Annotated in this window: 13 protein-coding genes and 1 pseudogene; 7 read left to right on the top strand and 7 right to left on the bottom strand. The window is 41.1% G+C overall.

The genetic code is table 11. The annotated features are described in order from the left end of the window. Positions 1 to 78 precede the first annotated feature (78 nt). Both ftsH and rlmE read right to left on the bottom strand, forming a co-directional pair. On the bottom strand, positions 79 to 1,977 hold the full coding sequence (ftsH, locus tag FTU37_RS10575) for an ATP-dependent zinc metalloprotease FtsH (protein ID WP_078191443.1): 1,899 nt from the start codon (positions 1,975 to 1,977) through the stop codon (positions 79 to 81). Positions 1,978 to 2,113: 136 nt separating this feature from the next. Beyond that, positions 2,114 to 2,764, bottom strand: a complete 651-nt coding sequence (rlmE, locus tag FTU37_RS10570; protein ID WP_078191339.1) for a 23S rRNA (uridine(2552)-2'-O)-methyltransferase RlmE — start codon at positions 2,762 to 2,764, stop codon at positions 2,114 to 2,116. Between the two features lie 195 nt (positions 2,765 to 2,959). On the opposite strand from rlmE, the gene FTU37_RS10565 reads away from it, so the two are divergent. Both FTU37_RS10565 and FTU37_RS10560 read left to right on the top strand, forming a co-directional pair. Beyond that, complete coding sequence (locus tag FTU37_RS10565; protein WP_168378090.1) at positions 2,960 to 3,283, top strand: YhbY family RNA-binding protein; 324 nt, start codon at positions 2,960 to 2,962, stop codon at positions 3,281 to 3,283. 6 nt (positions 3,284 to 3,289) lie between these two features. Then, positions 3,290 to 3,829: a DOMON-like domain-containing protein gene (locus FTU37_RS10560; RefSeq protein ID WP_180124314.1), complete on the top strand. Its 540-nt coding sequence runs from the start codon at positions 3,290 to 3,292 to the stop codon at positions 3,827 to 3,829. A 238-nt stretch (positions 3,830 to 4,067) separates the two neighbouring features. On the opposite strand, the gene FTU37_RS10555 is transcribed toward FTU37_RS10560, so the two are convergent. Then, complete coding sequence (locus FTU37_RS10555) at positions 4,068 to 4,553, bottom strand: hypothetical protein (RefSeq protein WP_180005424.1); 486 nt, start codon at positions 4,551 to 4,553, stop codon at positions 4,068 to 4,070. Between the two features lie 309 nt (positions 4,554 to 4,862). Here FTU37_RS10555 and carA point away from each other — a divergent pair, with 309 nt between their 5' ends. From carA to greA, 3 genes are all read left to right on the top strand, one after another. Then, positions 4,863 to 6,005: a glutamine-hydrolyzing carbamoyl-phosphate synthase small subunit gene (carA, locus tag FTU37_RS10550; RefSeq protein WP_168378093.1), complete on the top strand. Its 1,143-nt coding sequence runs from the start codon at positions 4,863 to 4,865 to the stop codon at positions 6,003 to 6,005. A gap of 13 nt (positions 6,006 to 6,018) precedes the next feature. After that, a complete protein-coding gene (gene carB, locus FTU37_RS10545; protein ID WP_180124312.1) occupies positions 6,019 to 9,249 on the top strand; it encodes a carbamoyl-phosphate synthase large subunit in 3,231 nt (1,076 codons plus the stop codon). A 107-nt stretch (positions 9,250 to 9,356) separates the two neighbouring features. After that, positions 9,357 to 9,833, top strand: coding sequence for a transcription elongation factor GreA (gene greA, locus FTU37_RS10540; protein ID WP_078191345.1), 477 nt, complete (start codon positions 9,357 to 9,359; stop codon positions 9,831 to 9,833). Between the two features lie 77 nt (positions 9,834 to 9,910). On the opposite strand, the gene FTU37_RS10535 is transcribed toward greA, so the two are convergent. Then, entirely contained in the window at positions 9,911 to 10,498 is a 588-nt protein-coding gene (locus tag FTU37_RS10535) for a TetR/AcrR family transcriptional regulator (protein ID WP_180021942.1), read from the bottom strand. A gap of 139 nt (positions 10,499 to 10,637) precedes the next feature. On the opposite strand from FTU37_RS10535, the gene FTU37_RS10530 reads away from it, so the two are divergent. Further along, complete coding sequence (locus FTU37_RS10530; RefSeq protein WP_180124310.1) at positions 10,638 to 11,042, top strand: RidA family protein; 405 nt, start codon at positions 10,638 to 10,640, stop codon at positions 11,040 to 11,042. A 100-nt stretch (positions 11,043 to 11,142) separates the two neighbouring features. After that, on the top strand, positions 11,143 to 11,766 hold the full coding sequence (locus FTU37_RS10525) for a CatB-related O-acetyltransferase (protein ID WP_180124309.1): 624 nt from the start codon (positions 11,143 to 11,145) through the stop codon (positions 11,764 to 11,766). Here the strand turns inward: FTU37_RS10525 and FTU37_RS10520 are convergent. The 3 genes and pseudogenes from FTU37_RS10520 to FTU37_RS10510 form a co-directional block, all read right to left on the bottom strand. Next, positions 11,763 to 12,764: a P-loop NTPase fold protein gene (locus tag FTU37_RS10520; RefSeq protein ID WP_180124307.1), complete on the bottom strand. Its 1,002-nt coding sequence runs from the start codon at positions 12,762 to 12,764 to the stop codon at positions 11,763 to 11,765. The two genes, FTU37_RS10525 and FTU37_RS10520, sit on opposite strands and share 4 nt — an antisense overlap. After that, on the bottom strand, positions 12,671 to 13,177 hold the full coding sequence (locus FTU37_RS10515; RefSeq protein WP_180124306.1) for a P-loop NTPase fold protein: 507 nt from the start codon (positions 13,175 to 13,177) through the stop codon (positions 12,671 to 12,673). The genes FTU37_RS10520 and FTU37_RS10515 overlap by 94 nt, the downstream gene beginning before the upstream one ends. A 44-nt stretch (positions 13,178 to 13,221) precedes the next feature. Further along, positions 13,222 to 13,330: pseudogene (locus tag FTU37_RS10510) on the bottom strand (IS5/IS1182 family transposase); the annotation flags it as partial.

The following is a 13,330-nucleotide window of genomic DNA, read 5'->3' as shown; positions in this document are numbered from 1 at the left end:
ACGCTAAGTTTGCTCAGCATTTCGTTCACATGCATTTATTTTCATATAAAAAAACCACCCGAAGGTGGTTTTAAAATTTTATGCTTTTGGCAATGACGGTAATGGTGGTGGAACATCTGGACCATCCGTTGGTGTGACATCAATCACTGGATTTTCAGCGATGTACACTTTTGGTGGTTGAGGTTCACGACCTTCCATAATGTCACGGATTTGATCACGATCAATGGTTTCCCATTCAAGCAATGCTTTCACCATGGCATGTGCAATATCTTTGTTATTTTCAAGAATATCGCGAGCAACTTTATATTGCTCATCTAAAATACGGCGAACTTCACGGTCAACTTCAAGCTGAGTTGCTTCAGAAATCACACGACTTCCTAAACCACCCATGAATGACTGCTGTGAGTCATCTTCGTAAACCATGACGCCCATTTTATCGGACATACCGTATTTAGTAACCATTGCTCGTGCCATTTTCGTTGCACGTTCAAAGTCATTTGAAGCACCAGTCGACATTTGGTTAATGAAGACTTCTTCTGCAATACGACCACCAAACAAAATTGAAAGTTCATTCAACATTTTGTCTTTGTAATGGCTGGTTTGGTCATGTTCAGGCAACTGCCAAGTCACACCCAATGCCCAACCACGCGGCATGATTGTCACTTTATGCACAGGGTCTGTACCCGGCAATATTTCAGCAACAATTGCATGACCTGCTTCATGATAAGCCGTCGCACGACGTTCTTCTTCACGAATCACCATCGATTTACGTTCAGGACCCATGTAAAGCTTGTCTTTCGCATCTTCAAAGTCATGCATATCGACCGTGTTCTTGTTACGACGTGCAGCAAACAGTGCCGCTTCGTTTACAAGGTTAGCCAACTGAGCACCCGAGAAGCCCGGTGTACCACGTGCCAAAACTTTCACGTCTACACCAGTCACAGAAGGTAATTTTTTCAAATGTACATTCAGGATTTGTTCACGGCCTTTAATGTCTGGTAGAGATACCATCACTTGACGGTCAAAACGACCTGGACGAAGTAAAGCTTTATCCAATACGTCAGCACGGTTTGTTGCAGCAATGACGATAATACCTTCGTTGCCTTCAAAACCATCCATTTCAACCAACATTTGGTTTAATGTTTGCTCACGCTCATCATTACCACCACCTGTACCTGAACCACGGTGACGACCAACGGCATCGATCTCATCGATGAAAATGATACATGGTGCATGACGCTTCGCTTGTTCAAACATATCACGGACACGAGACGCACCCACACCCACGAACATTTCAACAAAGTCAGAACCCGAAATACTAAAGAACGGTACTTTCGCTTCACCCGCAATCGCTTTAGCAAGTAAAGTTTTACCCGTACCCGGAGGACCAACCATAAGCACGCCTTTCGGAATGCTTGCACCAAGTCGTTTGAACTTAGATGGATCTTTTAGGAAGTCAACGATTTCAACAACTTCTTGTTTAGCTTCATCACAGCCCGCTACATCAGTAAATGTCACTTTGATTTGGTCTTCAGACAGCATTTTTGCTTTTGACTTACCAAAACTCATTGGGCCATTCTTACCACCAGCTCCACCACCCATGTTGCGCATAAAGAACATGAATAACAGAATGATTAAAAGAACAGGGAAACTTGCAATCAGAAGTTGCATCAAAATACTTTGACGCTGTGGCGCTGTACCTTCAACAACAACATTGTTCTTGATCAGGTTCGGCATAAGTTCAGGATCTTGAACCGCAGGACGGATACTTTCAAACTCTGAACCGTTTGATTTTTCGCCACGAATTCTTTCGCCATCAATGGTGACTTGTTTAATCTGACCCGCATTTACGGCTGCCACGAACTCAGAATAGTTCATCGCGGTCGGTTGATTGCGGTCACTGACGTTGCTGAAGATTAAAACCAGCACGCCTAGGATAACCAGCCACAACACGGCATTCTTAAAAAGATCGCTCAAAGCTTTATTCCCATTTCTATCTAATTCGTTCAATCCCACTTACATGGGTGACTCTAATACTTACGCTGCAGAGTAGCTTCGCAATAATTTAAAAACGTACAAAATGCACAATTTTTAACGAGTTGGCAAGTAAACTTTACTTGAAAGCTTTCTTACGTCCCTGCCCGATTAAAAACACTTCTTTAGATCGAGCACGTGAAGCCGCCGGTTTTGCTGTTTTCAGCACATCAAATGTGTCTACAACTTGCTTACGGTATTCATCAAATCCAATACCTTGGAACACTTTAACAACAAACTGTCCATTTGGTCCAAGAACCTTTTGAGCAAAGTCGATTGCTAATTCACAAAGATAGATCTGACGCGGTTGATCTACAGCCTTATTACCTGATGTATTGGGGGCCATATCTGAAATTACAACGTCTACAGTACGTCCATCTAAAATTTTTAACAATTCATCGAACACTTCTTGTTCACGAAAGTCACCTTGCAAGAAGGTCACATCCGGTAAAGCATCCATTGGTAAAATATCAGAAGCAATCACCAAACCTTTGTCACCAACAAGTTTTCCGGCAATTTGCGACCAACTGCCTGGTGCAGCACCTAAGTCGACAACGGTCATGCCCGGCTTGATCAATTTGTATTTTTCTTGAATTTCAAGCAATTTATAAGCGGCACGCGCACGATATCCTTCCTTTTGTGCTTTTTTCACAAAGGGGTCATCAAGATGCTCACGCATCCAGTCACGACTACTTTTGGATAATTTCTGGTTAGTAATGCGGGTAGCCATAACTCTCTAAATAAAAAAAACTTCTCAGTCTTGATTGTACGTGAAATTCAGCACTTTTGCAGTAGACATGTGTATCTAAAAAGCATCTTAAATCATGTTTTTTTCAATAATCTTCATCGAGAAAATGCCGATTAAATACAGCGCTTCAACTTTGATTTTGCTATACTAGGTCGTTTTTAAAATTAGGTTATATTTATGGCGGCTTTATCTATTCAAGAACGTAAACGCTTACGTCAAATTGGTCACACCCTAAACCCAGTTGTAATGGTTGCGGACAAAGGCTTATCAGAAAGCGTTATTGAAGAATTAAACCGTGCGTTAAACGACCATGAGTTAATTAAAGTGAAAGTTGTGGCAGAAGACCGTGAAGCTCGTGCTGCAATGATTACTGAAATTGCGACTGTTTCAGGTTCTGAAGTTGTTCAAACGATTGGTAAGATTGCTTTGATTTACCGCAAAGCGGCAAAACAAAATGCAAAACTGTCTAACCTTGTTCGCTACGCACACCTGTCTAACTAAGCATTTATGGCAAGTTTCGAACTCAGCGCTTTTGATCGTCGCTTTCAGGCTGTATCAGTCGTTGGTGCTATCGAACAACAAAGCCCATATACTTTAAATGTGGGTTATTGGATTCGAGACCCAAACCAACTGATTCAATGGCCAGAATTGGTATCAGCTCACCCACGAATCGATTTTTTGTGGGAACAGACCTGCTTAGAAGTTTTTATTGGTGTACGCAATGAAGACTTTTATCGTGAAATCAACCTCTCCCCTTCACAAGCTTGGCAGGCTTACCAGTTTGAAGAATATCGCTATCCAGAAGATATGCCGCCACAAGCTGCTTACGATATCGAACTGAATCAGTTGAAACGGACGCACTATGGCTTAAATGTCAGTCTTGATCTGACAGAATTTATGCTGAAGTACAAACTTAAATGGGAAGATCTCTATATTGGTCTAACTGCAGTACTGAAAACCTCTCAAGGTGAACAGTACTATGCCATGCAGCATAGTAGTCCAAATGCTGACTTTCACAACAAACGTGATTGGCTACATCAGTTCTAAATTTTTAATGTTTTGATCTTCAATAAAAAGCAAAAGTACGATCTTTTGCTTTTTTATTGCCTGTCTATTTTTAAATAGGTGCTTTGGACTTAAATGTACCATTCACAATAAGGGAGCCATTAATGACTCCCTTTTGCATATTTAGCGTTAAATTGAAGTTTAATTCGCTCTCACCGAATCCAGCTCCCTGGAATGACTAGATTTAGCTCAAGCGTTTTAAAATTCATGTCATTCACAATTAACTTTTAAGATCTGTGGTTTGATCCGTAACTTCAGCTTTCACTGGTGAAACTTTTTTCCACGCTTCCAAAGTATGCTCCTTAGAACGCTTAAATGTTTCTGTTAGATGATCTTTGTGCTTTCCTGAAATTTGGGTCACATCTTCTTTCAGCTCTTTTCCAAGTTTTGAAAGATCATCAATAACCGTATTAAATTCAGTTTTCACAAATTCTTTGAGTTCACTAAAATCTTTTTGCGATGAACCAAACTGAACTTTTAACTGATCAAGTTTATTCAATACATCTTGCTTCAACTGACGCAATTGATCTTGCACACTGGCATTCAACTGCTTTGCCTCTGCTCCGATCTTTTCTTTGCTTTCAGTGACCGCTTCTGTGGCTTGAACACTTGCCTCTTTTGCAACTTGTTCAAGCTTTTCAGCACCTTCGATAACGACTTCTTTCAGGGAGGTTTTAGCCGCTGTTTGTTTTTGTTGTGTTGCCATGACTTTGTACCTATAGTTTTTGCTGACCGACCCACATTAGCGCTTTTTGATAAATTTTAATTTATGATTTGTCTGACAATAATTAATTGCTTACATTTTTCTAAGATTTTGCAAAACCAAACTTTATTCTAAAATGCAAGCGCTTTATCTGCTTTATTCCTGATATTTACGATGGACTTTCAGTGGCTTTCTGCGTATAATGCCGTGTTAAGTTCAAGCGAGCAGATGTAAGGAGGGTAGGTTTTTAAGCAGCCTTCCTTTTTTTTCGTCTTCTCGCTTTTTTACAGCCTAAATTTCAGGAGCTTTGGTTTGAGCACCCCAGCAATTTTAGCCCTTGCCGACGGAACTATCTTTAAAGGTACTTCTATTGGCGCATCGGGTAGTACGACTGGTGAAGTCGTTTTTAATACAGCAATGACTGGCTATCAAGAAATTTTGACTGACCCTAGTTATGCACAACAACTTGTGACACTAACTTACCCACATATCGGTAACACAGGTTGTAATGATGAAGACGCTGAGTCAGGTCGAATTCATAAAGTATGGGCTAACGGATTGATCATTCGTGACCTACCTTTATTGCATAGCAACTTCCGTGCTGAGCAATCACTTGGTGATTACCTTGAACAACACAATGTTGTTGCTATTGCAGACATCGATACACGTAAATTAACGCGTATTCTGCGAGCAAAAGGTGCACAAAATGGTTGTATCCTTGCTGGCGAAAACATTACAGAAGAAGAAGCTTTAGCTAAAGCACGCGCTTTTGGTGGTTTAAATGGTTTAGACCTTGCAAAAGAATGCTGTGACCCTGAAGGCTTTGAATGGACTGAAGGTTCTTGGACATTAGGTAAAGGTTTCTCTCAGCCTGAAGCTAAATTCCATGTTGTTGCATACGATTACGGTGTCAAAACCAACATCTTACGTATGCTCGCAGACCGCGGTTGTAAATTGACTGTCGTGCCTGCGCAAACTCCTGCTGCTGACGTACTTGCATTGAATCCAGATGGCGTGTTCTTATCGAACGGCCCCGGCGATCCAGCTGCATGTGACTACGCAATTGAAGCTGTAAAAACAATTGTAGAAGATGCTCGCAATGTACCAGTATTTGGTATTTGCTTGGGTCACCAAATTCTTGCACTTGCTTCAGGTGCAAAAACTGTGAAAATGCCTCACGGCCACCACGGTGCCAACCACCCTGTTCAAAACATGGAAACTGGTATTGTGATGATTACTTCGCAAAACCATGGCTTCGCAGTAGATGCAGAAACATTACCTGCAAACTTGAAAGCTACGCACAAATCACTGTTCGACCAAACCCTACAAGGGATTCACCGTACAGACAAACCTGCGTTCAGTTTCCAAGGCCACCCAGAAGCAAGCCCTGGTCCACATGACTGCGCACCACTGTTCGATCATTTCATCGAACTTATCGAAGCATCTAAGAAGTAATTAAGGAAGCATCATGGCTAAACGTACAGACATTAAAAGCATCTTAATTATTGGTGCTGGTCCGATTGTGATCGGTCAGGCATGTGAGTTTGACTACTCAGGTGCGCAAGCATGTAAAGCCCTTCGTGAAGAAGGCTACCGTGTTATTTTGGTGAACTCTAACCCAGCGACCATTATGACAGACCCTGCGATGGCAGACGCAACTTACATCGAGCCGATTACTTGGCAAACTGTAGCTGCAATCATTGAGAAAGAACGCCCAGACGCAGTTCTTCCTACAATGGGTGGTCAAACAGCATTGAACTGTGCCCTTGCACTCGATGCCAACGGTATTTTAGAAAAATACAATGTTGAATTGATTGGCGCGACCAAAGAAGCAATCGAAAAAGCGGAAGACCGTAAACTTTTCGATATCGCAATGCGCAAAATTGGTTTGGAATGCCCTCGCGCTGACGTTGCAGAAAGCATGGAACACGCACTTGAAATTCAAGCGCGTTTCGGCTTCCCTGTCATTATCCGTCCATCATTCACTATGGGTGGTTCAGGCGGCGGTATCGCATACAACCGTGAAGAATTCATTGAAATCTGTGAACGCGGTTTCGATCTTTCTCCAACTAAACAATTATTGATCGATGAATCTTTAATTGGTTGGAAAGAGTACGAAATGGAAGTTGTTCGTGACAAAAACGACAACTGTATCATTGTATGTACAATCGAAAACTTTGACCCAATGGGCGTGCACACAGGTGACTCAATCACTGTTGCTCCTGCACAAACATTGACTGACAAAGAATTCCAACTTTTACGTAATGCATCTTTAGCTGTACTTCGTGAAATTGGTGTAGAAACTGGCGGTTCGAACGTTCAGTTCGGTATCAACCCGAAAGACGGCCGTATGGTTGTGATCGAGATGAACCCACGTGTTTCTCGTTCATCTGCCCTTGCTTCTAAAGCAACTGGTTTCCCAATTGCGAAAATTGCGGCTAAATTAGCTGTAGGTTATACCCTCGATGAGTTGAAAAATGACATCACTGGCGGTACAACACCTGCATCTTTCGAACCTGCGATCGACTATGTTGTAACGAAAATTCCTCGTTTCAACTTCGAGAAATTCCCGCAAGCTGACGCAACTTTGACGACTCAGATGAAATCTGTAGGTGAAGTAATGGCGATTGGCCGTAACTTCCAAGAGTCTGTGTCTAAAGCACTTCGTGGTCTTGAAGTGGGCGCATGTGGTTTTGACGAAAAAATCGCTGTGGGCACTGAAGGCGCACGTGAGAAAATTCTTGTTGAATTGAAAGTTCCAGGTCCAGAGCGTATTTGGTATGTAGGCGATGCATTCCGTCACGGTTTCACCCTTGATGAAGTATTTGAAGCAACCAAAATTGACCGTTGGTTCTTGATTCAAATCGAAGACATCATCAAAACTGAAAACCAAATCAAAACTTTAGGTTTTGGTGACTTAAACGCTGACAACATCCGTTCGTTCAAACGCAAAGGTTTATCTGACCTTCGCATTGCGGACTTGATGGGCATTTCACAAAAACAATTCCGTAAACACCGTTGGAACTTGGGCGTAACTCCAGTTTACAAACGTGTAGATACATGTGCTGCAGAGTTTGAATCTGACACAGCTTACATGTACTCAACTTACGATGAAGAATGTGAAGCGAATCCGTCTAACCGTGACAAAATCATGGTCATCGGTGGCGGTCCAAACCGTATTGGTCAAGGTATCGAGTTCGATTACTGCTGTGTACACGCGGCGCTTGCTATGCGTGATGACGGTTATGAAACCATCATGGTGAACTGTAACCCTGAAACGGTTTCTACAGATTACGACACATCAGATCGTTTGTACTTCGAACCAATTACTTTGGAAGATGTACTTGAAATCGTGCGTATCGAGAAGCCTAAAGGTATTATCGTTCAGTACGGCGGTCAAACTCCGCTTAAATTGGCTCGTGCTTTAGAAGAAGCTGGTGCGCCAATTATTGGTACATCACCTGACGCGATTGACCGTGCAGAAGACCGTGAACGTTTCCAACAAATGATTCAACGTCTACAACTTCGTCAACCAAACAACAGCATCGTAAAATCTGCTGAAGAAGGTATGGCTGAAGCAGCAAAAGTTGGCTACCCACTTGTGGTACGTCCATCTTATGTACTTGGTGGCCGTGCGATGGAAATCGTGTACAACGACGAAGAATTGAAACGTTACTTACGTGATGCGGTTCAAGCATCTAACGAAGCGCCAGTACTTCTTGACCACTTCCTAGACGATGCGATTGAAGTTGACGTGGACTGCGTATCTGACGGTAAAGACGTTGTGATCGGCGGTATCATGCAGCACATCGAACAAGCGGGTATTCACTCAGGTGACTCAGCATGTTCTATTCCTCCTTACTCTTTATCTAAAGAAGTTCAGGACGAAATGCGCCGTCAAACCATCGCTATGGCAAAAGAGCTTGGCGTAATCGGTTTGATGAACGTACAGTTTGCGGTTAAAGGTACTGACGTATACATCTTAGAAGTGAACCCACGTGCATCACGTACTGTTCCATTCGTATCTAAGTGTATCGGCGAATCTTTAGCGAAAGTGGCTGCGCGTTGTATGGCAGGTCAATCTCTAGAATCTCAAGGATTCACTACAGAGATTATTCCTGAACACTTCTCTGTAAAAGAAGCGGTGTTCCCATTCAATAAATTCCCTGGTGTTGACCCAATTCTTGGCCCTGAGATGAAATCTACAGGCGAAGTGATGGGTGTAGGTAAAACATTTGGTGAAGCGTTCTATAAAGCTGTGTTAGGCTCTAATGACCGTTTACCAGGCCTACCAACGGAAGGCGAAGTAAAACATGCATTCTTATCTGTTCGTCATTCTGACAAGCCTCGTGCTGTTGGTATTGCGAAACAGTTGACAGATCTTGGCTTCAAAGTGATCGCTACTGGCGGTACTTATGATGTGATTAAAGATGCTGGTATTGAATGTGAACGTGTGAACAAAGTGACTGAAGGCCGTCCTAATATCGTAGACCGCTTGAAAAATGGCGAAGTTCACCTCATTATCAATACAACTGAAGGCAAACAGGCTCAAGAAGATTCATTCTCGATCCGCCGCTCTGCATTACAAGGTAAAGTGTATTACACAACTACCCTTAACGGTGCTGATGCAGTATGCCAAGCTTTAGCAATCAAATTGCCAATGGATGTATACCGCTTACAAGACCTTACTAAAGGTTAATTAAGTTACCGAGAAGTCCCGCCACCTCTCGGTGGCGGGCTTTTTTTCATTTCTAGGTCAGTAAAAATTTTACTGATTTTTTCTTTTTACAAACATGAGGGACAACAATGCAACGTTATCCTATGACTCCCGAAGGCAAAATTGCCCTAGAGAAAGAATTACAGCAACTTAAAAGTGTTGATCGTCCACGTATTACTGCAGCAATTGCTGAAGCGCGTGAACATGGGGATTTGAAAGAAAACGCTGAATACCACGCTGCTCGCGAGCAACAAGGTTTCTGTGAAGGCCGTATCCAAGATATCGAAGGTAAATTGGGTGCTTGCCAAGTGATTGATGTTAAATCACTTGAGCAAAATGGCCGTGTGGTTTTCGGTGTGACTGTGACCATTGAGAACTTAGATACTGAAGAACAAAAGACTTATAAAATCGTTGGTGATGACGAAGCAGATTTTAAAATCAACAAAATCTCTGTGAACTCTCCAATTGCTCGTGGTCTTTTGGGTAAAAATGAAGGCGACGATGTAAAAATCAACACACCACAAGGTGAAGTTGAGTACGAAGTTTCTAAAGTTGAATATCTTTAATTCATTAAGATAGCAATTTTAAGCCCCTCTTTTGAGGGGTTTTTTATAATCAGACAAATAATTATTATACCCCTGCTCTATCCTTCTTTTAATAATCCTGATGCAAAAAGTTGAAAGGCATGTAATGCTTCTGACAACACCTGCTCAGGATTCTTGCTAGAAGCCACCCAAAGCGCCGCATTCATGGCTGCTCCATTTAAAAATATGGCTGCCGCTTCAGAATTCACTGCTTTAATTCGGTCTGCTGCCAATAACTGTTCTACGCATTCACGTGTAGACTTCAAGCATTTGTTTTGACTCGGCCAATGCGCAGGATCACCCAATACCGCAGGTCCGTCGCGTAATACAATTCGCTGAAACTCAGGATTCAAGGCATTTTCAATATAGGTTTTCCCCTCAAGCATCAACCCCTCCCAAAGATCTTCGGGTTGCTCCAGATACTTCTGGGCAGATAAAGCCATTTCTGAATCAATTTGATTAACCACAGCAGCAAATAAGCCCTTTTTATCGCCAAAATGATGGTACAGCGCACCACGGGTCAGCCCTGCTTCTGCCGTGAGTTTATCCATTGAGGTGTCTGCATAGCCATACTCAGCAAACGTACGGCGTGCCACTTCAATCAGTTTCTTGCGGGTTGCCGCCATTTTTTTTTCACGAACAGACATTGCTTTGATTACCTCATCATCACAAAAATTTTAATTGACATACCAGGCGTATGTCAATTATGTTGACATACGATACGTATGTCAAAAATAAAGCTGCTTTCCCCCCACTTTTAAAACCAGATATTGAATGAGAATAAACATGACTAGAATTGCAATATTTCCCCAAGATCGCCATGCCTTGTATGAACAGCATGGTTACTCTGCTGCTATTAAATCGGAAAATTTACTCTTTGTATCAGGCCAGGTCGGTAGCCGTGAAGATGGCAGTCCTGAACCTGATTTTGAGAAACAGGTAAAACTAGCATTCCAGAATCTTAGCCATACTCTCGCTGCGGCAGGCTGTACTTTCGATGAAATTGTCGATGTCACCACCTTCCATACAAACCCTGAACAGCAATTTGAAGTCATCATGAAAGTTAAAAATGAGGTGTTTACACAAAAGCCTTATCCAAACTGGACAGCAATAGGTGTGAATTGGCTGGCGGGTTTTGATTTTGAAATTAAGGTCATTGCCCGTATTCCTCAACAATCTAAAACCACCTAAAACTTAGTTTTGCCATCAGTTCATTTGTGGAATTGGATTATTCACCAGCGTAAAGATCTATTCGGTATAATGGCACATTCCCTATTTTTGTATCCCAGTTATGTCTGAAAAATTGATTAATTCACCTGTCAATCATTGGTGTGAGTTTGAGTTCATCTCTAAAACAGTGAAGAACCCTAATATTCACATCAAAGGTAATTATTCATATTATTCTGCATATTGGGATCAGGGTTTTGAGCGCTGTGTGGTACGTTATCTGCACGATAAACCTGCAACAGCTGAGAAGCCGATAGACCAGCTACATATCGGTAATTTTGTCTGTTTTGGCGCAGAATGCGTGATTATGATGGGCGGTAACCAACTCCACCGCACAGACTGGATTTCGGCATTTCCGTTTGATACACGGAGTTTTGTCCCTACGGGTGACACAATCATTGGTGATGGCTGCTGGATCGGCTCACGTGCGATGATTATGCAAGGTGTTACACTCGGTGAAGGTGCTGTAGTAGCTACTGGTGCGGTGGTGACTAAAGATGTGCCACCTTATGCTGTTGTCGGCGGAGTCCCTGCTAAAGTAATTAAATATCGCTTTCCTGAAGAAGATATCAAAAAACTACTTTCCCTTAAGCTCTATGACTTAGATGAAAAGCAGTTTTTAAATATGCGGGAACAGTTGCAGACTGATGATGTAGAACTATTGATAAATTATTTTAAGATTGATTAATCCTCTAGCCATACACTGTTTTCGATATAGTTAAAGTATTGCTGCTGGAATAAATGATATTGCATTTCTTCTGACGGCTTAAATGCATATTTATTTAAAAACTTAGTATATTCTATTTCATAAGTATTATGCTGATAGCGGGTACGTAAGTCTTCCATCGCACTTACGTGTTCAAGATAATCATTAATTATCAATAACTCAACATTAAACTCTTTCTCAACTATTTCTTTAAAGTTTTCTATATTAAAATGAGCCATATTTAGACCAGAAACATTTTCATTACCTTGCTTCATTTTCATTATTAACACAGCAATGCGTTCCATATCATGCAATAAATCCCTTGCCCCTTTAATTACTCCCAAAGCGATAAAAATATTATTTTCTAATTTTTCTTTTTTTAATAAAGCATAAAGATTAATTTTCCTCTTAAGTTCCCGTGTGGATATATCTTTACTAATACTAAGTAGCACGACTAAAGCAATATCTACAGACTCTTCTCCCACCAATTTTAATAATTTTGAAATTACTTCTAAATTAGATTTATTTTTATCCAGAATATTTACTTGATTTCTCAAGGGAATCTCAAAGTCGATAAATTTTTCTAAATATATTTTCGAACTCTCATTGTCATATCCATAAATATGCTGAATACCATTTATAAGTTGGTTTTTATTCATTACCAATACAAAAACTATTTTTCTAATATCAAAAAAGTGTTTGATCCTCTCAATTAAACGTATTGCAAAATCAGGGCGGCAACGGTCTAATTCATCAATAATAAAGACTAAAGGCTTATCTAAATTTTCTGCTAATTCAGCAAGTTCTTTCTTAAAGTCATGAATTGTTTGTTTCTCAACTTGATGATTCTCTATTTTCTTTTCGATTTTCTCCTTAACTTTTGCAGCTATTTCCTCACTTGCTGTGTCATACAACTCTTTGCCTTCTTCATATACCTCTTTAAATGCTTCTCCAGCTCCACCCAAGCCAATCCAATGCATCCCGCTTTAGCCGCAATTATTGGTATGACAGCCGCCAGCGATATTAATACTGAAGCAGTCTTAGCATTAAAATCTTTAATTTCATCATCATCAATTTCTTCTGATTCTTTAAAAGTTTGACTTATTTCAGCGGCAATCGTTAAAAATGGATCTTCCAAATAATCATTAGCAAATGCATCCAAATAGATCACGTTATGCTGAGTATCATCTAAATGTTTCGCCCAGTGACGAACAAACCACGTTTTTCCCTCACCCCATCGTGCATCCAAAGCAAGAACAGCTCCGCAATTTAAGCGATCGACGTAATTTGTAAGTTGCTCTCCTAAGCGACGGCGATCCCAAAGATCGCCTTCCCATGCAGTTTCAATATTCTCAAAATTATCTTTAGCCCAGTTTAATTGATTATCCATCATTTCTATTTATATTCATCAAGTTAACTATAGATTTCTTTCATAAGTCATTTTTCACTCAGCTCCAAGTTATAAATTCCAGCAATTAGATTGAATCTTAATGCTAGTCTTTTGCCTCGATTGCGATATCGCTCAGCAAGAATTTTGAAGGTTTTC

Origin of the sequence: Acinetobacter sp. YH12097 (assembly GCF_013419225.1) — a bacterium.
GTDB classification, from domain to species: Bacteria; Pseudomonadota; Gammaproteobacteria; order Pseudomonadales; family Moraxellaceae; genus Acinetobacter; species Acinetobacter amyesii.
The sequence above is the reverse complement of the archived record's forward strand: the minus strand, read 5'-3'. Positions and strand labels throughout refer to the sequence as shown.